This window comes from Pseudomonas sp. B10(2017) (genome assembly GCF_002113295.1).
Lineage (GTDB): Bacteria > Pseudomonadota > Gammaproteobacteria > Pseudomonadales > Pseudomonadaceae > Aquipseudomonas > Aquipseudomonas pudica.
Map to the genome: position 1 here is coordinate 154,956 of NZ_NEJU01000011.1, position 23,460 is coordinate 178,415.

Annotated in this window: 19 protein-coding genes and 1 pseudogene; 13 read left to right on the forward strand and 7 right to left on the reverse strand. The window is 64.6% G+C overall.

Going from position 1 to position 23,460, the window contains the following annotated elements; genetic code table 11:
- Positions 1-104: 104 nt before the first annotated feature.
- From fabB to CAF92_RS15460, 5 genes are all read right to left on the reverse strand, one after another.
- Positions 105-1,325: a beta-ketoacyl-ACP synthase I gene (gene fabB / locus CAF92_RS15440; RefSeq protein WP_016711636.1), complete on the reverse strand. Its 1,221-nt coding sequence runs from the start codon at positions 1,323-1,325 to the stop codon at positions 105-107.
- Between the two features lie 11 nt (positions 1,326-1,336).
- Positions 1,337-1,852, reverse strand: coding sequence for a 3-hydroxyacyl-[acyl-carrier-protein] dehydratase FabA (gene fabA / locus CAF92_RS15445; RefSeq protein ID WP_003251509.1), 516 nt, complete (start codon positions 1,850-1,852; stop codon positions 1,337-1,339).
- Between the two features lie 207 nt (positions 1,853-2,059).
- Complete coding sequence (locus CAF92_RS15450; protein WP_085601282.1) at positions 2,060-3,991, reverse strand: ATP-binding protein; 1,932 nt, start codon at positions 3,989-3,991, stop codon at positions 2,060-2,062.
- Positions 3,988-4,878, reverse strand: coding sequence for an ABC transporter substrate-binding protein (locus CAF92_RS15455; RefSeq protein ID WP_085601283.1), 891 nt, complete (start codon positions 4,876-4,878; stop codon positions 3,988-3,990). Before CAF92_RS15455 ends, CAF92_RS15450 begins: the two co-directional genes overlap by 4 nt.
- Positions 4,878-7,025, reverse strand: a complete 2,148-nt coding sequence (locus CAF92_RS15460) for a TonB-dependent siderophore receptor (RefSeq protein WP_178081798.1) — start codon at positions 7,023-7,025, stop codon at positions 4,878-4,880. Before CAF92_RS15460 ends, CAF92_RS15455 begins: the two co-directional genes overlap by 1 nt.
- A gap of 221 nt (positions 7,026-7,246) precedes the next feature.
- Here CAF92_RS15460 and CAF92_RS15465 point away from each other — a divergent pair, with 221 nt between their 5' ends.
- The 13 genes from CAF92_RS15465 (at position 7,247) to CAF92_RS15525 (ending at position 20,987) form a co-directional block, all read left to right on the forward strand.
- Positions 7,247-8,272 carry an NAD(P)H-dependent glycerol-3-phosphate dehydrogenase gene (locus CAF92_RS15465; protein ID WP_025339958.1) on the forward strand — a complete coding sequence of 342 codons (1,026 nt, stop codon included), beginning with the start codon at positions 7,247-7,249 and terminating at the stop codon, positions 8,270-8,272.
- A 36-nt stretch (positions 8,273-8,308) separates the two neighbouring features.
- Positions 8,309-8,656: a DUF4389 domain-containing protein gene (locus CAF92_RS15470; RefSeq protein WP_085601284.1), complete on the forward strand. Its 348-nt coding sequence runs from the start codon at positions 8,309-8,311 to the stop codon at positions 8,654-8,656.
- Positions 8,653-9,111, forward strand: coding sequence for a phosphohistidine phosphatase SixA (gene sixA, locus CAF92_RS15475; protein WP_085601285.1), 459 nt, complete (start codon positions 8,653-8,655; stop codon positions 9,109-9,111). The genes CAF92_RS15470 and sixA overlap by 4 nt, the downstream gene beginning before the upstream one ends.
- Positions 9,112-9,217: 106 nt before the next feature.
- Entirely contained in the window at positions 9,218-10,006 is a 789-nt protein-coding gene (locus CAF92_RS15480) for an alpha/beta fold hydrolase (RefSeq protein ID WP_046615114.1), read from the forward strand.
- Positions 10,003-10,857, forward strand: coding sequence for an alpha/beta hydrolase (locus CAF92_RS15485; protein ID WP_085601286.1), 855 nt, complete (start codon positions 10,003-10,005; stop codon positions 10,855-10,857). Before CAF92_RS15480 ends, CAF92_RS15485 begins: the two co-directional genes overlap by 4 nt.
- A gap of 109 nt (positions 10,858-10,966) precedes the next feature.
- Entirely contained in the window at positions 10,967-11,761 is a 795-nt protein-coding gene (locus tag CAF92_RS15490) for a DUF4892 domain-containing protein (protein ID WP_046615116.1), read from the forward strand.
- A gap of 12 nt (positions 11,762-11,773) precedes the next feature.
- Positions 11,774-12,826: an AI-2E family transporter gene (locus CAF92_RS15495; protein WP_046615117.1), complete on the forward strand. Its 1,053-nt coding sequence runs from the start codon at positions 11,774-11,776 to the stop codon at positions 12,824-12,826.
- A gap of 239 nt (positions 12,827-13,065) precedes the next feature.
- On the forward strand, positions 13,066-13,155 hold the full coding sequence (kdpF, locus tag CAF92_RS15500) for a K(+)-transporting ATPase subunit F (RefSeq protein ID WP_003251485.1): 90 nt from the start codon (positions 13,066-13,068) through the stop codon (positions 13,153-13,155).
- Between the two features lie 9 nt (positions 13,156-13,164).
- Positions 13,165-14,859, forward strand: a complete 1,695-nt coding sequence (kdpA, locus tag CAF92_RS15505; RefSeq protein WP_085601287.1) for a potassium-transporting ATPase subunit KdpA — start codon at positions 13,165-13,167, stop codon at positions 14,857-14,859.
- 9 nt (positions 14,860-14,868) lie between these two features.
- Positions 14,869-16,923 (forward strand): potassium-transporting ATPase subunit KdpB, encoded by a 2,055-nt coding sequence (kdpB, locus tag CAF92_RS15510; protein WP_046615119.1) that lies wholly within the window; start codon positions 14,869-14,871, stop codon positions 16,921-16,923.
- Positions 16,924-16,933: 10 nt separating this feature from the next.
- Positions 16,934-17,485, forward strand: coding sequence for a potassium-transporting ATPase subunit KdpC (gene kdpC / locus CAF92_RS15515; RefSeq protein ID WP_046615120.1), 552 nt, complete (start codon positions 16,934-16,936; stop codon positions 17,483-17,485).
- Between the two features lie 155 nt (positions 17,486-17,640).
- Positions 17,641-20,295, forward strand: coding sequence for a sensor histidine kinase KdpD (locus tag CAF92_RS15520; RefSeq protein ID WP_085601288.1), 2,655 nt, complete (start codon positions 17,641-17,643; stop codon positions 20,293-20,295).
- Positions 20,292-20,987: a response regulator gene (locus tag CAF92_RS15525; protein ID WP_013973414.1), complete on the forward strand. Its 696-nt coding sequence runs from the start codon at positions 20,292-20,294 to the stop codon at positions 20,985-20,987. The genes CAF92_RS15520 and CAF92_RS15525 overlap by 4 nt, the downstream gene beginning before the upstream one ends.
- A 179-nt stretch (positions 20,988-21,166) precedes the next feature.
- On the opposite strand, the gene CAF92_RS27680 is transcribed toward CAF92_RS15525, so the two are convergent.
- Both CAF92_RS27680 and CAF92_RS15535 read right to left on the reverse strand, forming a co-directional pair.
- Positions 21,167-21,937 carry a DUF6708 domain-containing protein gene (locus CAF92_RS27680; protein ID WP_230385640.1) on the reverse strand — a complete coding sequence of 257 codons (771 nt, stop codon included), beginning with the start codon at positions 21,935-21,937 and terminating at the stop codon, positions 21,167-21,169.
- A gap of 40 nt (positions 21,938-21,977) precedes the next feature.
- A pseudogene (locus CAF92_RS15535) lies at positions 21,978-23,460 on the reverse strand (hypothetical protein); the annotation flags it as partial.

Sequence of the window (23,460 nt, forward strand, 5' to 3'; positions counted from 1 at the left end):
CAGTACCTGTGGGAGCTGGCTTGCCGGCGATAGGGCCGGTACAGGCGATACAAATGAAAACGCCCCGAACCAGTCGGGGCGTTTTCGTATACCGCAGCAGCGTCTTACTTGCCTTCCCAGCGCTTGAGCACCAGGGTGGCGTTGGTGCCGCCGAAGCCGAAGCTGTTGCTCATGACCGTGTCGATCTTGGCGTTTTCTTCGGTCTTGCGCAGGATCGGCAGGTCGGCGACCTCCGGGTCCAGCTCGTCGATGTTGGCGGAGCCGGCGATGAAGTTGTTTTCCATCATCAGCAGGCAGTAGATCGCCTCGTGTACGCCGGCAGCGCCCAGCGAGTGACCCGACAGGCTCTTGGTCGAGCTGATCTTCGGTGCCTTGTCGCCGAACACGGCGCGAACGCCCTTGATCTCGGCAACATCACCGACCGGGGTCGAGGTGCCGTGGGTGTTCAGGTAGTCGATCGGGGTGTCGACGGTCGACAGCGCCTGCTGCATGCAGCGGATGGCACCTTCGCCGCTTGGAGCAACCATGTCGTAGCCGTCGGAAGTGGCGCCGTAGCCGACGATTTCCGCGTAGATCTTGGCGCCACGGGCCAGGGCGTGTTCCAGCTCCTCGACCACCACCATGCCGCCGCCGCCAGCGATGACGAAGCCATCACGGTCGGCATCGTAGGCGCGCGAGGCCAGTTCCGGGGTTTCGTTGCGCTTGGTCGACAGGGCGCCCATGGCATCGAACAGGAACGACTGGCTCCAGTGCTCTTCTTCACCGCCACCGGCGAAGACGATGTCCTGCTTGCCCCACTGGATCTGCTCCAGGGCGGTGCCGATGCAGTGTGCCGAAGTGGCACAGGCCGACGAGATCGAGTAGTTGATGCCCTTGATCTTGAACGGGGTGGCCAGGCATGCCGAAACGGTGCTGCCCATGGTGCGGGTAACGCGGTACGGGCCGACGCGCTTGACGCCTTTCTCGCGCAGGGTGTCCAGCGCTTCCATCTGGTTCAGGGTCGAGGCGCCGCCAGAGCCAGCCACCAGGCCGGTACGCGGGTTGGAAACCTGCTCTTCGGTCAGGCCGGCGTCCTTGATCGCATCCTGCATCGCCAGGTAGGCGTAGGCAGCAGCGTGGCCGACGAAGCGGTAGACCTTGCGGTCGATCAGTTCTTCGAGGTTGAGGTCGATGGACCCGGAAACCTGGCTACGCAGCCCCATTTCCTTGTATTCCGGGTTGTAACGGATACCCGGACGGCTGTTGCGCAGGTTTTCGGTGACGGTAGCTTTGTCATTGCCCAGGCACGATACGATGCCCAGACCAGTGATAACGACGCGGCGCATGCGAATAACCCTTAGAAATTGTCAGTGGAGGTGAACACGCCGACCCGCAGGCCTTCGGCAGTGTAGATCTCGCGGCCGTCGACGCTGACCGAGCCATCGGCGATGGCCATGTTCAGCTTGCCCTTCAGGACGCGCTTGATGTGAATGTTGTAAGTGACTTTCTTGGCTTCCGGCAGTACCTGGCCAAAGAACTTCACCTCGCCCGAACCCAGGGCGCGGCCGCGGCCTGGCAGGCCCTGCCAGCCGAGGAAGAAACCTACCAGCTGCCACATGGCGTCGAGGCCCAGGCAGCCCGGCATTACCGGGTCGCCTTCGAAGTGGCAGGCGAAGAACCACAGGTCCGGATTGATATCCAGCTCGGCGACCAATTCACCTTTGCCGTACTTGCCGCCTTCTTCGCTGATATGGGTGATGCGATCGACCATCAGCATGTTCGGCGCGGGCAGTTGCGCATTACCTGGGCCGAACAGCTCACCGCGACTGCAGCGCAGCAGGTCTTCCCGAGTAAAGGCGTGTTGTTTGGTCATGCGAGCTCCTCAATAACCCCCTGCGGCAGGGGATGAATCTTCCCGGCCGGCCCGATACGCATCGCGTCCGAGGCGGCAGCCTACAGGTAGACTATTGCGTTGTGGTGAAAGTCACAGTGCACCCGGCGAAAGAAGTACAGGTGTGCACTGAAACGTCTATTTTCAGGTCCGATGAAGGTCCTGTCCAGTGTTTAAGACTGCCGCACTTTAGCATTTATCGCCAGTCGCGGTTGTCTGACCGGGTAGCCAGCGCTGCAGCACCCGCTGCAGTTCGGTGCGGCGCAAGGGTTTGCTCAGGTAGTCGTCCATGCCGGCCGCCATGCAACGCTCGCGGTCGCCCTGCAAGGCGTTGGCGGTCAGGGCGATGATCGGTAGCCCGGCACCGTTGGGCAGCTGGCGGATACGCCGGGTGGCTTCATAGCCGTCCAGGTGCGGCAGGCGGCAGTCCATCAGCACGGCGGCAAAACGCTGCCGGCTGACCCTTTCGATCGCCTCCAGGCCGTCCTCGGCCGTGCATACCGCCAGCCCCAGGCTACGCAGCATGGCCTCGATGACACTTTGGTTGACCGGGTTGTCCTCTACCAGCAGTACCTGATCATTGTCGGCCACCGCCGGCGGCGCAGCGCTTGGCAGCGTCAGCGAGACCGGGGCAGGGCTGGCCAGAGCCAGAGGCATCTCCAGGGTGAAGGTGGAGCCCAGGCCTTCACGGCTTTCGCCGCGCAGCTTGCCACCCATGCGTTCGGCCAGGGTGCGAGCGATCGACAGCCCCAGCCCGGTGCCGCCATAGCGGCGGGAAATCGAGCTGTCGGCCTGCTGGAAGGCGACGAACATCATTTCCAGGCGCTCGTTGTCGATGCCGATACCGGTGTCACGCACACTGCAGGTCAGCCAGATCAGTTGCCGGTCGAGCACTTGCCAGCGCGCCTCGACCTGTACCTGGCCGCGTTCGGTGAATTTCAGCGCGTTGCCAATCAGGTTGAGCAGGATCTGGCGGATGCGCGTGGGGTCGCCGTTCACCTGCAACTGCTCGATACCCGCTGGCAGTTGCAGGTGCAGGGCAAGGCCGCGCTGCTGGGCACTGTGCTGGAATGACTGGACGCTGCTGGTGATCAGCTCGCCCAGGTTGAAGTCGATGTGTTCCAGTTGCAGCGCGGCGCGTTCGATGCGCGAGAAGTCGAGGATGTCGTTGATGACCTTGAGCAGGTGCCCTGTGGACTCGCTGGCCACTGCGGTGTACTCGGCCTGTTCGCTGTTCAGCTGGGTGGTTTCCAGCAACTGCAGCATGCCCAGCACGCCATTCATCGGCGTGCGCAGCTCGTGGCTCATCATCGCCAGGAAGTCCGATTTGGCGCGGTTGGCCTGTTCGGCCTCCTCGCGGGCCTGGATCAGCTCGGCAATGGCCTGCTTCTGTTCATTGCTGGCCTGCTCCAGGGCGTGGGCCAGGTTATTGATGTGGCGCGCCAGGTGGCCCAGTTCGCTGTCATCGACCACCGGCAACAGGGTGTGGTACTCGCCCTGCTGGATGGCCTTGACCGCATGGCCCATGTCGCTAATCGGCTTGGCCAGGCTCAGGGCCAGGCGGCGCGCCAGCAGGAAGGTGAACAGCAGGGCGAACAGCGCGAGGATGCCGGCCTTGATCACGATTTCCTGCTGGCGCTGGCTGAAGGCGTCATCGGACATGCCGACGATGACCCGGCCCAGGTAATCGTCGCCGATGGCCGGGGTGGTGGCTTTGCCCTGTTGCAGGAAGTCGCTGTCCAGGCGGATCTGCTGCAGGCGGATGGGCGCCTGAAACACTTCGACGCGCTGCGCGCGGTTGGCGCTTTCGTCGGACTGCTCCACATAGACAAGGATGTGGTTGCGGCTGTCCTGCACCTCGAGGAAGCGCACGTGGGGAATGCTGAGCGTGGCGCGCATCAGGCCCTCGAGCACTTCGTTGTTGCCCGAGATCACCCCGTATTCCGAGGCTGGCGCCAGCTGGTTGGCGATCAGTTGCCCGGTGTGGTTCAGTTCCTGGCGCAGGTCCTGGATACGCACGAAGGTGAAAAAGCTGATCAGCAGCAACGTCAGCAGCAGGGCAGGGCCGAGGCTGATGATCTGGGTGCGGGTGTGGATGTCCCAGCTCAGGCGCTTGCTCATGGGGTGGGTTCTCCTTCGGCCAGGGCCTTGGCGGCGGCGTTCGGATCGATCGGTTCAAGGCCCAGGGCGCGCGCCACCTGCTGGTTGCCGCTGACGCCGAAGCGTACCGGGTACAGGCTGCGTGGCCAGCGCGCCGGTGGCTGGTCGAGCAACTGGTCGAGTACCGCCAGCCAGTCGTCCTGGTCACTGAAGGTGCTGGCCAGGGCGCCGGCGCGGACGAACCCGGCGTTCGGGCCGATAAGCGCCATCTGACGGCCGTAGCTGCTCAACAGCAGGTTCTTCGCAGTCTTGGAGTTGAACAGGTCGGTGTCGTCCAGGCCCAGCAGCACGTCACTGTTGGCCAACAAATTTTGCAGAGGGCGGCTGTCGCGAGGGTCGGGCCAGTCCTGGGCGATGATCTCCAGGCCCAGCGGGCGGGCGGCATGGCGCAGCTCTTCGAGCAGAAAGCTGCTGTGCTCACCGTACAGCACACCAATGCGCCGGGCTTGCGGCAGCAGGTAGCGCGCCAGGCGCAACTGCCGGCCCAGCGGCGGGTCGCTCCACAGCAGCGTGAGGAACGCGGGCCGCGACTTTCCCAGGCGCTGTTCAGCCTGTACCCGGCTGACCCTCATGGCCAGGGCCGGCGGGCCGGCATTTTCCCCAAGGCGCCATTCCAGTGCGGCGTTGTCCAGCAAGATCAGGCGCTGGTCAGCCTTGAGCTTGCCCGGGCGTGGCAGGTCGGCGGTGGTCTGGAAATGCACGTGATCGTGCGGCCTGCGGTTTTCCAGCGCAGCGACGAAACTGCGAATGCCGGGCTGGTCTTCCGCGCCTACCAACACGATTTCGCTGGCGGACAGCGGCCCCATTGGCCACAGGCACAACAGCAACAGGCGCAGCAGCAGGGCCATCAGAACTCCAGCTCCGCGCTGACGCTCAGGCGGTGGCGGCTGTCGTAGCGGTTCTGGATTGCCGTGGTCGGCTCGTCGTCCAGGCGCTGTTGCCACAGCGCGGCCAGTTCCAGGTTGCTGCCATGCACCCGGAAACGCTTGGCCAGGCGCAGGTCCAGGCGCTCGTAACGGTACTGGTTGAGCGCATCGTCACCGTAATAGAACAGCGCGCTGGACCAACCGTCACCCCATTCGCGCATCCATCCGGCCGAGCCGCTGTTGCGCGCGCTGAGGCGTCGGTCGGCGGGGTTGCTGGCCCAGGCATCCACGTAGGCGTAGGTAAGGCGCAGGCGGTCGCGCAGGGTCGGGCGCCAGTCCAGTTGCGCCTCGCTGCCGCTGAAACGGGCCTTGTTGGCGTTGCTGGCGATGTACTGGTTGTTCTTCAGGGGCTCGCTGATCATTCCAGTGATCTCGTCGTAGAACAGCTTCACATCCATGTTCAGGTCGATGTCGCTGAAGTAGCCGTTGTAGCCCAGCTCGCGCGAGCGCATGCGTTCCTGGTCGAGGTCGCCCGGGCCGCGGGTCTTGACGAAGTATTCGCCGTTCTGCAGGCCGAAAGCGTTGGGGGTCAGGTTCTTGACCGTGTAGCTCCAGTTGATGTTGTTCTCGAACATGTCTGGCGAGCGCACCGCCTCGGAGTACACCGCACGCAGGCCATGGCGCGGGGTGATCAGGTAGTTGACTGCCACGCGCGGGGTCAGCGAGTTGCCGGACAGGCGCGAGTCCTCGAACATGGCACCGCCCTGCAGGATCCAGTGCTCGTCGGCGCGCCATTCCAGTTGGCCGAACAGGCGCCAGGTCTGGTCGTCGATGCTGCCATTGAAGTAGGTTTGCGAGTCGGCACGATCATAGCGGTAGTTCATGCCGCTGAGCAGGCGCAGGCTGTCTGTCAGGCTCAGGGTATCCTGGATTTCCAGGTCGTAGCGGGTTTCGCGGGTGCTCTGGTCGACGTCGCCGCAGACCTGCTGCTTGCCACCGTTCGCCCATTGCTGCTGGACCTTCTCCAGAAGCCCTTTCATGACGGGATCGTTGGTCGAAAGTGGCGCGCCGGTAGCAATGCCGCGCGCCACCTTTTCGGCGAAGTCAGGATTCATCTGCCAGAGCTGGGTCAATTCCGGGCTGAACGACTGCAGTGCGTCACAGGCACGCCACACCTGCTGGCGGTCGAAATGCTGGGCAGAACCCTGGATATACAGGCTGTGCTCGGAACTGAAGTCCTTGGTCCATCGCAATGAGCCGGCGTAGTCCTTGGCATTGACGTCAGCGTTGTTACCGGCTTCGTATTTGGCGAACACCGGCTGGTAGGTATAAGGCCGCTGGTTGCTGCCTTCCTTCGCCGCCAGTTGCCATTCCAGGGTCTGGTCGTGCGCCAGGCTATGGCTGGCGTTGATATTGAAGCGGGTCAGCCGACGGCTGTCGCGGTAGTCCTGGCCGAACTGGTTCTCGTCGAAGCCATCGTCCTGCTGGCCAGACAGCGACAGGCGCATGTCGCCACCCTCCCAGCCGAAGCCGTGGCTGGCGTAGAAATCGTTGATGCCGTCCTGGCCGCGGGTCATCTTCAGCCGCGTGCCATGGCTGTCGGCGGGGTTGCGGGTAAGAATGTTGACCACTGCCATCAGCGCGTTGGCGCCGTAGCTGACCGTGTTGGGGCCGCGGAACACCTCGATGCGCTCGATATCCTCCATTGCCAGCGGAATGTCGCTCCAGTCCACCGTGGCCAGGCCGGCGCGGTACACCGAACGGCCATCGATCAGCACCTGCATGCGTCGGGCATCGTTGACGTTGCTGCCGTGGTAGTTGACCGTGGGTTGGTTGCCGGCGTTGTAGCCCACCATCATGCCCGGCACCAGGCGCAGCAGCTCGGGGATGTCGCGGGCACCGCTGGCGCGGATCAGCTCGCTGTCGAGCACGGTCATGCTGCCCGGGACCGCGGCAGGGGATTGTTTCAGGCGCGTGGCGGTCAGAACCTGCGGCAGGTCCGTGTTGTCGATGAACAGGTCATCGGCCACGGCCGGGCCACCGAGCAGGGCAGTCAGTATGAGCAGGCGCGGGTACGGGGGCGTGCCAGGGAACACAAAGCGGCCTTGTATCAGGATTGAAACAGGCATGGTAACTGACCTTGGCGTATTTGCCAGTGATCTGCATTGCCTGTGATGGCCCTTTCGTGGGTAAACCCGCTCCCACACAGAGCGCACCGCTGCTGAAGGCTTCGTTGTACCTGTGGGAGCGGGTTTACCCGCGAAGAGGCCAGTACTGACACTGGTTCTGTCGCAGGCGAGCCGTATAATGGCCGGGTCGCCACTTAATTTTTGGCTTTAACGGATTGGATATGACTGAACAGCAACCTGTTGCAGTTCTGGGAGGCGGCAGCTTCGGCACCGCCGTGGCGAACCTGCTGGCAGAAAACGGTGTGCCGGTCCGCCAATGGATGCGCGACCCGGAACAGGCCGAGGCCATGCGCGTCAATCGCGAGAATCCGCGCTACCTCAAGGGCATCCGCCTGCACGACGGCGTCGAGCCGGTCAGCGACCTGCTGGCCACCCTGCAAGCCAGCGAGCTGATTTTCGTCGCTTTGCCATCGAGCGCCTTGCGCAGCGTGCTGGCCCCGCATGCCGAGCTGCTGCGCGGCAAGGGCCTGGTCAGCCTGACCAAGGGCATCGAAGCGCAAAGCTTCAAGCTGATGAGCCAGATCCTCGAGGAAATCGCCCCCGAGGCGCGCATCGGCGTGCTGTCCGGCCCCAACCTGGCTCGTGAAATCGCCGAACATGCGCTGACCGCAACGGTGGTTGCCAGCGAGGACGAAAAACTCTGCCAGCAGGTGCAGGCCGTGCTGCATGGGCGCACCTTCCGCGTCTACGCCAGTGCCGACCGCTTTGGCGTCGAGCTGGGCGGGGCGCTGAAGAACGTCTACGCCATCATCGCCGGCATGGCGGTGGCCTTGGGCATGGGCGAAAACACCAAGAGCATGCTGATTACCCGCGCCCTGGCCGAGATGACCCGCTTCGCCGTCAGCCAGGGTGCCAATCCCATGACTTTCCTCGGCCTGGCCGGTGTCGGTGACCTGATCGTCACTTGCTCCTCGCCCAAGAGTCGCAACTACCAGGTCGGTCACGCGCTTGGCCAGGGCCTGAGCCTGGAGCAGGCGGTCAACCGCCTGGGTGAAGTGGCCGAAGGCGTCAACACCCTCAAGGTGCTCAAGGCCAAGGCGCAGGAAGTGCAGGTCTACATGCCGCTGGTGGCAGGCCTGCATGCCATCCTGTTCGAAGGCCGCACGCTGAACCAGGTGATCGAGCACCTGATGCGTGCCGAGCCCAAGACCGATGTCGATTTCATTTCCATCAGCGGTTTCAACTGAGCCTTCAGCGGCTCTGACAACAGCAAGGAGCAACACATGAACGATACGCCCGAACGCGCCCAGCGCGAGTCGATCATCCTGCGGGTCCTGTGGATGGTGGTGTTCCTGGTGGTCTGGCAGCTGGCCGAGCTGCTGCTCGGTGGCCTGGTGCTGGTACAACTGATCTACCGCCTGGTGTACGGCGCCCCCAGCGCCAGCCTGATGAACTTCGGTGACAGCCTGAGCCAGTATCTGGCGCAGATCGGCCGCTTCGGCAGCTTCCACAGCGACCAGAAGCCCTGGCCGTTCGCCGACTGGCCGGCACCGCGAGCCCCTGAAGGCGAGGCACCGCACGCCGTGATCCCGGCCCCGCACCCGGTGCGTGACGAGGAGCCCAAGCTGTGAAGCTGTGGGTACTGCGCCACGGTGAAGCGGAGCCGCGGGCCAACAGCGATGCCGAGCGCCGGCTGACCGCCCATGGTCGCGAGCAGGTGCTGCACAGCGCCGCCCGCCTGCTGGGTCAGCCGCTGCAGGCGATCATCGCCAGCCCTTACGTACGCGCCCAGCAAACGGCCGCCCTGGTGCACGACACCCTGGGTTTCGCCGAGCCGGTGCGCACCGTGCCCTGGCTGACGCCCGACAGTGATGTGCAGCAGGTCATCGGCGAAATCGAGCGCCTGGGCCTGGAGCATGTGCTGCTGGTCAGCCACCAGCCTTTGGTGGGTACCCTGGTAGGGGCGTTGCAGCATGGCCACCAGCAGCAGCCGGCAGGCATGAGCACTGCAAGCCTGGCGGAGCTGGAAGGGGACTGGCCGCTGGCTGGGCTGATGAACCTCCGGGCGATCAAATCGCCGGCCTGAGCTCTCAGCCTGACCTGATAGCCCTCGCCGATGACCTATCCGGACGTTGCCGAACTGCCCCGCGATACCGACAATGGGCCATCATCCCCCACCCGGACCCGGCGCCATGTCGCAGCAGATCTTCTTCGCCCATGCCAACGGTTTCCCCTCGGCCACCTACGGCAAGCTGTTCGCCGCTCTGGCACCGGACTACCAGGTGCAGCACCTGGCCCAGCACGGGCACGATCCGCGCTTTCCGGTGGACGACAACTGGCAGAGCCTGGTCGATGAACTGCTGCACCACCTGGCTCGGCAAGACCAGCCGGTATGGGGCGTCGGCCATTCGCTGGGCGGGGTGTTGCACCTGCACGCAGCCTTGCGCCGCCCCGAGTACTACCGCGGCGTGGTGATGCTCGATTCGCCGGTGCTCACCCGCGCCGACCAATGGCTGCTGCGTACCGCCAAGCGCTTCGGCTTCATCGACCGTATCACCCCGGCTGGCCGCACCCTGGGGCGCCGCGAAACCTTCAATGACCGCGACAGTGCCCGGGACTATTTCGCCGGCAAGTCACTGTTCCGCCACTTCGACCCCGATTGCCTCGATGCCTACATAGAGCACGGCCTGCAGGCGATGGAGCAGGGGCTGCAGTTGCGCTTCGACCCAGCCACGGAAATCAGCATCTACCGCAGCATCCCGCATACCAGCCCAGCGCCCGCGCGGCAATTGCAGGTGCCGCTGGCCATGGTCCGCGGCGAGCGCAGCAACGTCATTCGCCGCCACCACACCCTGGCCGTGCGCGGCATGCCCAGGGGCGAGTTTCACAGCGTGCCGGGTGGGCACATGTTCCCGCTGGAGCGGCCAACCGACACCGCCAGCCTGATCAAGGGCCTGTTCGACCGCTGGAGCCAGGCATGAGCGCGCAGGTCGAGGAAGTCCGCCTGAGCCTGGGCCATATCGAACTGGCGGCGCACCTGTTCGGCCCTGATGACGGACTGCCGGTAATCGCCCTGCATGGCTGGCTGGACAACGCCAACAGCTTCGCCCGCCTGGCGCCGCAACTGAAAGGCTTGCGCATCGTCTCCCTGGACCTGGCCGGGCATGGTTACTCCGAGCACCGGCCGCTTGGCGCCGGCTATGCCCTGGCCGACTACGCCCATGATGTGCTGCGGGTGGCCGAGCAGCTGGGTTGGCAACGTTTCGCCCTGCTGGGCCATTCGCTGGGGGCAATCATTTCGGTGCAACTGGCTGGCGCGTTGCCGGAGCGGGTCAGCCATCTGGCCCTGATCGATGGAGTCATCCCGCCGACCGGCGCCGAGCAGGATGCCGGTGAGCGGCTGGGCATGGCACTGCAGGCCCAGTTACGCCTGGATGGCAAGCGCAAGTCGGTGTACACGACCCTGGAGCAGGGCGTGCAGGCACGCATGAAAGGCATGGTCGCGGTCAGCCGCGAGGCGGCCGAGCTGCTGGCCCAGCGCGGCCTGATGCCAGTGCCCGGCGGTTACAGCTGGCGCAGCGATAGCCGCCTGACTCTGCCTTCGCCAGTGCGCCTGAGCGAGGCCCAGGCCATGGCCTATGTGCGCCGGGTGAATTGCCCGGCGCGCCTGGTGGTGGCCGCCGACGGCATGCTGGCGCGCCACACCGGGTTGCTGGAGCAGCTACCCTTTGAGCAGGTGACACTGCCCGGTGGCCATCACCTGCACCTGAACGATGAGCAGGGCGCGGCCCTTGTCGCAGACTGTTTCAATCGCTTCTTTGGCTTTGCTTGACTTGCACCGGACAAGTGTCGAGGCTTGGCGGGTTGAACAGGGAGACAACCATGCAACTGCCAGACATCCTGGAGCTTCACCTCGGCGCTGAGCGCCGCCTGGTTCGCCAATGAGCGCGCCTGTTGCCATCCGTAATGCCTTCGCTGCCTGCCTGATGCTCGCCAGCCCCGTTTTGTGGGCCGGCAGCCTGCCGGTACCGGTGGACGCCAAGGTGGTCGACCAGCGCCCGGCCGTGGAGCAGGAGCGTGTCTACCCCATGGGCCCGCTGCGCAAGATCAGCGGCCGCCTGCGGGTCGAGGACAAGGTCGAAAGTCGTGGCCAGGTCAGCTCGGTAACCTACGAACTGCCGGTCGAGCGTACCGCCCGCGAAGCCTTCACCAGCGCTCGCGAAGCACTACAGCGCGACGGCGGCTACCCGCTGTTCTGGTGCCAGGGCCGCGATTGCGGCGAGGCCAGCCTGTGGGCCAATGATGTGTTCGGCAATGCCCGCCTCAACGGCGGCGACGAGCAGCAGGCGTTCATCCTGCTGCGCCGCTCGGCGGAGCAGGCCGACACCCTGGTCGCGCTGTACAGCGTCACCCGCGGCAACCGCCGCGCCTACCTGCACGTGGAAGAGTTCGTCGCCGGCAGCCCGCTGGGCGAACTGCTGCCGACCGCCGCCACGGTGCTGCGCGAAATGCGCGACACGGGCAAGCTCGACTACCCTGACCTGGCCGCGCCGCAAGACGCCTGGGCGAACCTGCTGGCCCGCAGCCTGAACCTCGACAGCACCCTGCGTGCCAGCCTGAGCGGCGCCCAGGCTGAAGCCTGGCGCGAGGCCTTGGTCAAGGCAGGGGTGCGCGGTGGCCGCCTCGAAGTCGGTAGCGCGCCTACCGATGGCCTGCACCTTGAACTGATCCGTTGAACGAGCACCACCATGGCTAACAATGACCGCTTGCTGGTACAGATACTGCTGCTGGCGCTGCTGGGGGCCGGTCTGTGGGTAATGGCACCTTTCATTTCAGCGCTGTTGTGGGGGGCCATCCTGGCCTTTGCGAGCTGGCCGTTGATGCGTTTGTTGACGCGTGCGCTGGGCGGGCGCGAAACCCTGGCGGCCAGCCTTCTGACCACTGCCTGGATACTGATAGTGGCGCTGCCGCTGGTGTGGCTGGGGTTCAACCTGGCCGATCACATTCGCGATGCGACGGCGTTCGTGCGTGACGTGCAGGTGGACGGCCTGCCCGATGCTCCGGCGTGGCTGGGTGGCGTCCCGCTGGTTGGCGAGCGTCTGGTCAGCTGGTGGCAGTCGCTGGACCAGCAGGGCGCGGCCTTGCTGGCCTCGGTCAAGCCGCACCTGGGGCAGGTGGGCAACTGGTTGCTGGCGCGCAGCGCGCAGATCGGCAGCGGCGTGCTGGAGCTGACCCTGAGCCTGGTGTTCGTGTTCTTCTTCTACCGCGACGGCCCGCGCTTGTCGGCGTTCGTCCTGCGCTTGCTGCACCGCCTGATGGGCGACCGCGCCGAGTATTACCTGGAGTTGGTGGCCGGTACGGTGCAGCGGGTGGTCAACGGGGTAATCGGTACGGCCGCCGCGCAGGGCGTGCTGGCGTTGATCGGCTTCCTGATCGCCGGCGTGCCCGGGGCCATCGTGCTGGGGCTGGTGACCTTCATGCTCAGCCTGATCCCCATGGGCCCGCCACTGGCCTGGATCCCTGCCACCGGCTGGCTGGTATGGAAGGGCGAATACGGCATGGCGGTGTTCCTGGGGGTCTGGGGCACGTTCGTCATCAGCGGCGTGGACAACGTGCTCAAGCCGTACCTGATCAGCCGTGGCGGCAATCTGCCGTTAGTTATCGTGCTGCTTGGTGTGTTCGGCGGTTTGATTGCCTTTGGCTTCATTGGCCTGTTCATCGGGCCGACCTTGCTGGCGGTCGGTTACAGCCTGCTGCTGGACTGGAGCCGCAACGCCGTCCCGCAGCCGCCTCGGCAGTAAATCTGTACTGGCCTCTTCGCGGGTGAACCCGCTCCCACAAGGATCTCCGCAGCCCGGGAGAGTGGTGCGGTCCCTGTGGGAGCGGGTTCACCCGCGAAGAGGCCGGTTCAGGCAGCCTCAATACCCGATTTTTACGCCTTCTTTATTCCCATCCCCACCCCACAATCTCGCCCCTTTACGCCGTTCGCTCGGACAATTTCCCCAAAGCGGCCCAAGCCGCACCACGGGGAGAACCACACATGAACATGCTCGACGGGCTGTCACTGCTGCTGGCAGTGGCATTGGCGTTTTATCTGCTGGTGGCGCTGTTGCGCGCCGATCGCAGCTAGGGAGCGGCCATGCACAGTTACGACTTCGCCTTGCTGTTGGCATTTTTCGCCATCGTGCTGCTACCGGCACCCTGGCTTGGGCGGTTCTACTTCAAGGTCATGGAAGGCCAACGCACCTGGCTGTCTCCCATCCTGGGCCCGGTCGAGCAAGCCTGCTACCGGGTGGCGGGCGTGCGCGCCGGCCAGGAACAGAACTGGCAGCACTACACCCTGGCCCTGCTGGCCTTCAACCTGGCCGGGTTCCTGCTGCTGTTCGCCGTGCTGCTGTTGCAGGGCTACCTGCCGTTCAACCCGCAGCATCTGCCCGGCCAGGAATGGTCGCTGGCGTTCAACACCGCGGTCAGCTTCGTCACCAACACCAACTGGCAGGCCTACAGCGGTGAGGCGTCGGTCAGCTACCTGAGCCAGATGCTAGGCCTGACCGTACAGAATTTCGTCAGCGCCGCCACCGGCCTGGCGGTGCTGGTCGCCCTGTGCCGTGGCATCGCCCGGCGCAGCGCCACGACGCTGGGCAACTTCTGGGTCGACATGACCCGCGCCACCCTCTACGGCCTGCTGCCGCTGTGCCTGCTGCTGGCGTTGCTGCTGGTATGGCAGGGCGTACCGCAAACCTTGGCCGACTACGCCCACGCGGTCACCCTGCAAGGGACCGAGCAGACCATCCCGCTGGGCCCGGCCGCCAGCCAGATCGCCATCAAGCAGCTGGGTACCAACGGCGGTGGCTTCTTCGGGGTCAACTCCGCGCACCCGTTCGAAAACCCCACGGCCTGGAGCAACCTGTTCGAGGTGGCTTCGATCATTCTCATTCCGGTGGCGCTGGTGTTCACCTTTGGTCACTACGTGAAGGACCTGCGCCAGAGCCGCGCCATCCTCGCCTGTATGCTTGCCCTGTTCCTGATCGGCGGCAGCACGGCGTTGTGGTCCGAGTACCAGCCCAACCCGGCCCTCGAGAGCGCGCAGGTACAGCAAAGCGCCCCCATGGAGGGCAAGGAAAGCCGCTTCGGCACCACCGGCTCGGTGCTGTGGACAGTGACTACCACCTCTGCTTCCAACGGTTCGGTCAATGCCATGCACGACAGTCTCAACCCACTGACCGGCATGGTGGCGATGGTCAACATGATGGTCGGTGAAGTGATCTTCGGCGGCGTCGGGGCAGGGCTGTACGGGATGTTACTGTTCGTGCTTATCGCGGTGTTCCTGGCCGGGCTGATGATCGGCCGCACCCCGGAATACCTGGGCAAGAAACTGCAGGCCCGCGAGGTGCAGTTGCTGGTGGCGACCCTGCTGGTGATGCCGGTCGGCGTGCTGGTGCTCGGCGCCATCGCTGCCAGCCTGCCAGGCCCGGCAGGTGCAGTCAGCAATCCGGGGGCGCATGGTTTCAGCCAGCTGCTGTACGCCTACACCTCGGGCACGGCCAACAACGGCTCGGCCTTTGCCGGCTTCGGTGCCAACACGGTGTTCCACAACCTGATGATCGGCCTGGCCATGCTTGTCGGCCGCTTCGGCTACATCCTCCCGGTGCTGGCGCTGGCTGGCTGTCTGGCGGCGAAGAAAAGCGCGCCTCAGGGGCTGAACAGCTTCCCCACCCATGGCCCGCTGTTCACCGGCCTGCTGCTGGTCACCATCCTGCTGGTAGGTGGCCTCACCTTCCTGCCGACCCTGGCCCTTGGGCCGATCGCCGAACACTTGAGCCTGGGTTTTTGAGGACCGACCATGAACATGCCCATTCCTGAAGTACAAGCCCGGCACAGTGCCAAGGACCAGACCCGCTTCGCCGCGTTGTGGCGCCCGGCGTTGGTGCAGGCATTCGTCAAGCTCGACCCGCGCCAGCTCAAGCGCTCGCCGGTGATGCTGGTAGTCGCCTTGACTGCGCTACTGACCACCGTCCTGTGTTTCGCACCCGGTAGCGGCGTGAGCACCGGCGTTGCCGTGCAGATCGCCCTGTGGCTGTGGTTCACCGTGCTGTTCGCCAACTTCGCAGAGGCCCTTGCCGAGGGCCGTGGCAAGGCCCGCGCCGACAGCCTCAGGGCCGGCAGCCAAGGCCTGACCGCCCAGCTTCGCAAGCGTGATGGCAGCTACGAGACCGTCGCGGCCAGCGCGCTGCGCAAGGACGATGTGGTGCGCGTGGTGGCCGGTGAAATGATCCCCGGTGACGGCGAGGTGCTTGAAGGTATCGCTGCGGTCAACGAGGCCGCCATTACTGGCGAGTCCGCGCCGGTGATCCGCGAGTCCGGCGGCGACCGATCGGCGGTGACCGGTAATACCCGGCTGGTCTCCGACTGGTTGTTGATCCGCATCACCAGCAACCCGGGTGAATCCACCCTCGACCGCATGATTGCCCTGGTCGAAGGCGCCAAGCGGCAGAAGACCCCGAACGAGATCGCCCTCGACATCCTGCTGATCGGCCTGACCCTGATCTTCCTGATCGTGGTGGTGACCCTGCAGCCGTTCGCCCACTTCGTTGGTGGCAGCCTGCCGCTGATCTTCCTCGCCGCATTGCTGGTGACGCTGATCCCCACCACCATCGGTGGCCTGCTGTCGGCCATCGGCATTGCCGGCATGGACCGGCTGGTGCGGCTGAATGTCATCGCCCGCTCCGGCCGCGCGGTGGAGGCGGCCGGTGACGTGCACACGCTGATGCTCGACAAGACCGGCACCATCACCTTCGGCAACCGCCGCTGCAGCGCCCTGCACGCAGCGCCGGGCATCACCGCCCGCGAGCTGGGGGAGGGCGCCTTGCTGGCCTCGCTGGCGGACGACACCGCCGAGGGCAAGTCGATCGTCGAGTACCTGCGCCAGTTGCATGACTTCGTCGAACCGGCCGCCGGGCAATTCGATGCGGTGGCGTTCAGCGCCGAGACGCGGCTGTCGGGCATCGACCTGCAGCAGCACCGCTATCGCAAGGGCGCCGTCGACGCAGTGCTGGCATTCGTCGGCATGCAACGCCTGGAAATGCCCCCGGCGCTGGCCCGCGAAGTGGAGCGCATCGCTCAGAGCGGCGGCACACCATTGCTGGTGTGCATCGACAAGCGCCTGCTCGGCGTGATCCACCTCAAGGATGTGGTCAAGCCCGGCATCCGCGAGCGCTTTGCCGAGCTGCGCAAGCTGGGCATCCGCACGGTGATGGTGACCGGCGACAACCCGCTGACCGCCGCCGCCATCGCTGCCGAGGCCGGCGTGGATGACGTGCTGGCCGAGGCCACGCCAGAGAAGAAGCTGGCGCGCATCCGCCAGGAGCAGAACGACGGCCGCCTGGTGGCCATGTGCGGCGACGGCGCCAACGACGCCCCGGCACTGGCCCAGGCAGATGTGGGCATGGCCATGAACGACGGCACCCAGGCCGCGCGCGAGGCGGCCAACATGGTCGACCTGGACAGCGACCCAACCAAGTTGCTGGATGTGGTGCAGGTCGGCAAGGAGCTGCTGGTGACCCGTGGCGCGTTGACCACCTTCTCCATCGCCAACGATGTGGCCAAGTACTTCGCCATCCTGCCGGCGCTGTTCGCCGCCATCTACCCGCAGCTGGGCGTGCTCAACCTGATGCACCTGGCCAGCCCGCAGAGTGCGATTCTGTCGGCCATTGTGTTCAACGCGCTGATCATCATCGTTTTGATCCCGCTTGCGCTGCGCGGCGTGCGGGTGCAGGCGGCCAGTGCGGCGCACCTGCTGCGGCGCAACCTGCTGATCTACGGGCTGGGCGGCATTGTCGTGCCGTTTGCCGGGATCAAGCTGATCGACCTGCTGCTCAATGCTCTGCACCTGGTCTGAGGAGGCCACCATGAATGCTTATGTACGCCCGGCATTGAGCCTGGCCCTGTTGATGACCCTGGTGACCGGTGCGCTGTATCCGCTGGCGGTGACCGGTATTGCCCAGGTGGCTTTCCCCAGCCAGGCCAATGGCAGCCTGGTGCGCGATGGCCAGGGCCAGGTACGTGGCTCCGCTCTGATCGCCCAGGATTTCCAGGGCGATGGCTGGTTCCACGCGCGGCCATCGGCGGGCGCCTATGCCACCGTGGCCAGCAGCGCCAGCAACCTGTCGCCGAGCAATCCGGCACTGGCCGAGCGGGTCAAGGGCGATGCGGCTGCGTTGTACCAGGCGCAGCAGGGGCCGGTGCCCCAGGCGCTGCTCACCACTTCGGGCAGCGGCCTCGACCCGCACCTGCCGCCGGAGGCAGTGGCCTATCAGATCCCGCGGGTGGCGGCGGCACGGCAGTTGCCGGTGGAGCGCTTGCAAGGCTTGCTGGAAGAGGCCACCCTCCACCCATTGATCGGCCCGCCGGTGGTCAATGTGCTGGCCTTGAACCAGGCCTTGGAAAACCTCAGCCATTGATAGATGACTTGGGGGCTAGCAGGGACCCTGTGGGAGCGGGTTCACCCGCGAACGCGATAGTGGCGCCACCATCGTATTTGCGGGTGAACCCGCTCCCGCAGATACGGTGTTTGTCCCTGAATTTGCTGCTTGCTGGAAATAGCAAAGGATGAAAGATGAGTGACTCCGCCCGCGCAGACGCGCTGTTGGCTACCCTCCCGCGATCCGGCCGGGGCCGGCTGAAGGTGTTCCTTGGCGCCGCTCCCGGCGTCGGCAAGACCTTCGCCATGCTCCAGGCCGCCCACGCCCAGCAACGCCAAGGCGTGCAGGTGCTGGCCGGGGTGGTCGAAACCCACGGCCGCGCCGAAACCGAGGTATTGCTCGCTGGCCTTCAGCAGCAACCCCTGCTGCGCAGCCAGTACCGCGGCGTCACCCTCGAGGAAATGGACCTCGACGGCCTGCTCAAGGCCGCGCCGGCCCTGGTGCTGGTCGATGAACTGGCCCACACCAATGCGCCCGGCAGCCGCCACGCCAAACGCTGGCAGGACGTGCAGGAACTGCTGGCCGCCGGCATCGATGTGTACACCACGGTCAACGTCCAGCACCTGGAAAGCCTCAACGACAAGGTCCGCGACATTACCGGCGTGCAAGTGCGCGAAACCCTGCCGGACTGGGTACTGCAGGAAGCCTTCGAGCTGGTGCTGATCGACCTGCCACCCCGTGAGCTGCTCGAACGCCTGCGCGAAGGCAAGGTGTACGTGCCCGAGCAGGCGCGGGCCGCCATCGATGCGTTCTTCTCGCAAACCAACCTTACCGCCCTGCGCGAACTGGCCATGCAGACCGCCGCTGCCCAGGTGGATGCCGACCTGGCCCACGGCTATCGCCAACGCGGCCAGGAGGCCCCGGCCCTGCGTGGGCGCTTGCTGGTGGGCGTGGATGGCGACGACCAGGCCGAACGGCTGGTGCGCCATGCCAGTCGCGTGGCGCAACGCCGCCACCTGCCTTGGAGCCTGGTGCACGTGGACAACGGCCGCCTGCGCGACGAAACCGCACGCCAGCGCCTGCAAGCTGCCCAGCAACTGGCCGAACGCCTGGGCGGGGAGGTGGTGCTGCTGCGTGCCGGTGAAGTGGTGCGCACGTTGATCCAGCATGCCGCCGAACGGCGGGCCAGCCTGGTGCTGGTCGGGCAGTCCCGCGACCGCCTGCGCCGGCGCCTGTTCGGTGCCGGTGTGGCCGCGCGGCTGCTGCGCGAAAGCCACGGCCTGGAAATCAACGTGCTGGACCGGGACGCACAGCCGCAAGCGCCACGTTCGGCGGTGCGGCGGGTGTGGGTCTGGCGCCATTACCTGCTGGCGCTGCTGGCCACGCTCATGGCCGCAGGCCTGGCCTGGGCGGTGTCGAGTGTGCTGGCCCTGCCCAACATCTCGCTGGTGTTCCTGGCCGCGGTGTTGCTGGTGGCGGTGCGCAGCAGCCTGGGGCCTGCGCTGGCCTGCGCGGTGCTGTCGTTCCTGACCTACGACTTCCTGTTCATCCCGCCCAACCTGTCGTTCAGGATCCAGCGCGAAGAAGACGTGCTGACCTTGGTGTTCTTTCTGTTGATGGCTGCACTCACCGGCAACCTGGCTGCGCGCCAGCGCCGGCAGTTGCAGGCGCTGCGCGAAACCCAGGCGCAGACCAGCCAGTTGCTCGACCTGTCGCGCCGGCTGACCGTGGCCACCGACCGCCAGGCGGTGTTCAACGCCGCCGGCCAGCACCTGAACGGCTGGCAGGACATGCAGGTATGCCTGCTGGAGCGCAATGTCGAAGGTCAGTTGCAAGTGGCCACCGGCGAAGCCCATGCCTTCAACGATAACGAGCGCGCCGCCGCAGAGTGGGCCTGGCAGCATGGCCAGGCCGCCGGTCAGGGCAGCGACACCCTGCCCAATGGCCGCTGGTGGTGGTGGCCGCTGGCGGTGGATGAACAGCCCCTGGCATTGCTCGGTGTGCGCCCACGTTCCGGCCAGCCGCTCAGCGACCCGCGCCGGCGCCTGCTCACCGCCCTTGGTCAGCCGCTGGCCCAGGCCCTGGCCCGCGCCCGGCTGGCCGAACAGCTGGAGGCCGCGCGCCTGCATGGCGAAACCGAGCAGTTGCGCAGCGCCTTGCTTGCGTCCGTTTCCCATGACTTGCGCACCCCGCTGACCGCCATGCGCGGCAGCATCGACAGCCTGCTGGCGCTGGGCGAGGCGATCCCCACCGCCGACCGCCGCGAACTGCTGGAGGGCACCCGCAACGAGGCCGAACGCCTCGACCGCTACATCCAGAACCTGCTCGACATGACGCGCCTTGGTCACGGCGGCCTCAAACTGGCCCGCGACTGGGTGGCCCCGGCCGACATTGTTGGCAGCGCGCTCAACCGCTTGCGCGCGGTGCTGGCGCCGCTGCGGTTGCACACCGACGTGCCGGCCGAGCTGCCGTTGCTGTTCGTGCATGCGGCGTTGATCGAGCAAGCCCTGGTCAACGTGCTGGAAAATGCCGCGCGCTTCTCGCCAGCCAATGGCCGGCTGGAGCTGCAGGTGTCGGTGCAGGACGCCCGGTTGTGCTTCGCCGTCAGCGACCAGGGCCCCGGCATTCCCGTGGAAGACCGCGAGAAGATCTTCGACATGTTCTATACCGCCGCTCGCGGCGACCGCGGCGGGCAGGGCACCGGCCTGGGCTTGGCGATCTGCCAGGGCATGATCGGCGCCCATGGCGGACAGATCCTGGTGGGCGAAGGCATCGATGGCCAGGGCACCAGCATCACTTTATGCTTGCCGCTGCCTCCTCAACCTGAAACCGAAAGCGAAACCCCATGAGTCAGTCCGCCACCCTCCTGGTCATCGACGATGAACCGCAGATCCGCAAGTTCCTGCGCATCAGCCTGGCCTCGCAAGGCTACAAGGTGCTCGAGGCTGCCACCGGCGCGGAAGGGCTGGCCCAGGCGGCCCTGGGCAAGCCGGACTTGGTGGTGCTCGACCTGGGCCTGCCGGACATGGACGGTCAGCAGGTACTGCGTGACCTGCGCGAATGGAGCGCGGTGCCGGTGCTGGTGTTGTCGGTGCGTGCCAGTGAAGTGCAGAAGGTCGATGCGCTGGATGGCGGTGCCAACGACTATGTGACCAAGCCGTTCGGCATCCAGGAGTTTCTGGCGCGGGTGCGCGCCTTGCTGCGCCAGGTGCCCCAGGCGGGTGGCTCGGAAGTGGCGGCCAGCTTTGGGCCGCTGATGGTGGACTTCGCCTTCCGCCGGGTGACCCTGGATGGTGTGGAAGTGGCGCTGACCCGCAAGGAGTATGCGCTGCTGGCGCAACTGGCCGGGCATCCGGGACGAGTGATTACCCAGCAGCAGCTGCTCAAGGATATCTGGGGGCCTACCCATGTGGATGACACCCATTACCTGCGGATCGTGGTCGGGCATCTGCGGCAGAAGCTTGGCGATGACCCCACGGCGCCGCGGTTCATCATCACCGAGCCAGGGGTGGGGTACAGGTTGGTGGCGCCGACCATGTAACCCCGGTGGGTGCTGGCTTGCCCGCGAAGAATCCAGAGCGATGCATGGCACCGGCTGCGCCGTTGTTCGCGGGCATGCCCGCTCCCACAGGGTCCCTGCTAATTCAATGAGTCATGTGCAGTTCTATGAGAGCTGGCATGCCGGCGATGGTGCCAGAGCAAGCAGTGTAAGACAGTATCTCAGGGGGCGGTTCTCGACTCCAGATCCATTTCCGCTGGCCACTCTACTCGGGGTGCCAGGCGCAGGGCGAACTCACACCAGAGCACATCGTTGTGATCCTTGGGTTCGCCTGGTGGTGGCAGGGCTGACGGACCTTCCTGCATGTAGGTGCAGATGTAGGCCCAGGCATGCTCATTGGCACCCATAGTGACCAGAGGGAAACGGTCGATGACATTGTTTGTGCCTGGTGCAACGATGGAGAGTGTGACACCCCATTTGAAAATTAACCCACCGTTTGGCAGTGCGCCGGTTTGTGACCAGCGCTCGGCGCGGACTTGGGACCAGTCATAACTGACCGGTACGACTTTGCCCTTGTCGAATGGGTTCCACCATTGATGCTTGAAGTTGTAGGCGTAGATTTTATTACGGGCCCGGTTGAATCTAATGGGCAGGTCTCGGGGCGCTGAGAGGTCTGCCCGGAACAGGACAACCGTGCACCATGCTGACAATGAGAGCATGATAATTTCCTGAAGAACACTCTCGATGTCCGTTGGGTCCGTATGCCTGATCACCCAAGGAAGGTCAACCAGGATCGTAATCAGAAAGATAAGTGCCAATATCGAAACGATCCCACGATACGCCATTGCTGAGCGACAAATCTCGAGGTAAATATCATCTTGAAAGTTCGGTGTGTGGGGAGCCAAGCCAGGTTCTAGAATCGGTGCATCGAAGGGCGATGGCAAGTCTTCTTGCCAGCCAGTGCAGGGTGGGATCAGTCTTGGGCGGCTCATTGAATTTTGCTCTTGTTGGTACGTATCTCATTCTCTATTACTACAATCTGAGCAAGTGTTGTTTGTCGTCTTTGTCAGGCCAGAAGTTTAGGGTGAATTCTATTGCCTGGATGGTGTGGTGGTCGGACAATGGCAGCGCTCCTTGAATGGTGAGGGCTTTAGTCATTGGGTCGACCTTTGTGAATGGCTGCATATCGGGTGGTCTTGAAAAGAGCTTATTGGTCGCTCTGTCTTGAGCTTGCAGTTTCAACGGCGACGAACTGTCTGCGGACAGTACAGCTAATTCACTACCTCTAGGTCCGTGGTACAGACTTAAGCTCCACTCGTAATGCGACAGGTGCTGATTGAAGTTTGGAATGTGAATAAAGAAAATCAGGCCGACGCTTGCCGGGACCGCATTACCATCACTGGTAAATATCGTTGACGCATTTTCTTTGTGGATGGAATGATTGATTTCGAATTGGATTTGAATCGAGACCTCCGCCTCCAAACCGAGGAGGGATGCATTGAGAGCGGCAATGGCCGCGTCCATATCGGTGTTGGTCACCCATTGGCGATGTGATTCCGGTAACCCCCACTTGGTATTTCTGGCCCAAATCTGCGTTGCTGATGATTCTTTGTGCTTGGCTGAAGTTGCAAGCAGATAGGCTGCTATGCCCAAGGTGATGCTTATGCCTATCGGGCCAAGTAAAGCGCTGGAGCCAAATGCGGCCCAGACGCCAAATGCTGCGGCCCCGAATGAAGTGGCACTTGCAAACCGGTAGAGGCGAGCTGCAGAGCCATCTCCCACTCTCTCGGACCTAAGGTTTGCATACCTGTACTGAGCCGCATCCATGACACCAGCAAGCGCAGAAATCCCCGCGCCGAATCTGGCAATACCGGTCCCCAATGAGATTGTTGTCACCGTCCCCGGCCACGGTATTTTCGGACGCACAAGCGCAACAACCAGTCCCGCCGCTTCGACGCTGGCACCCAACAACCCAAGCGAAGAAGACCAGATCGCCGCAAGCGCCTCCGGGTTGTCCTGATGCGTCTCTTGCAACGCTCGATAGTTCTTGCCCAGGCTGTCCTGATGGAACCACATGCTGCCCAAGGCAAATAGCAGCCCGACGCTTCCGCTACTCGCTGCAGCATCCCGCAGGCTGCGCATCGCATCGCTTGCCACGCTTTGCGCGGTCGTAGAACTGATCTTCAAACCACTCGTAACCTGCGCACGCAGCGTACCCGCACCAATCGCAACATTGCGTACCAGCGCCCCGACGCTACCGGCTGCACCCTCGCGCAACTGCACCAACCGCGCCTGCAAACTATCGGCGCTTTCGAGCGTCCAGAGCATCACCTCGATCATCTGGCTACGGTTACCCGCTGCCGCAATATTGATCGCGCCACTGAGCACCATGGCCCGCACCTTGCGGCCCAGGGGATCACGGAACTGCTTGTCTACCTGCTGCAGAAACGCATCGGTCCGCGCCTCCAGGGCTTCATTGAGCAGGCTCATGTATTCGCCCACTGTCAGCGACACC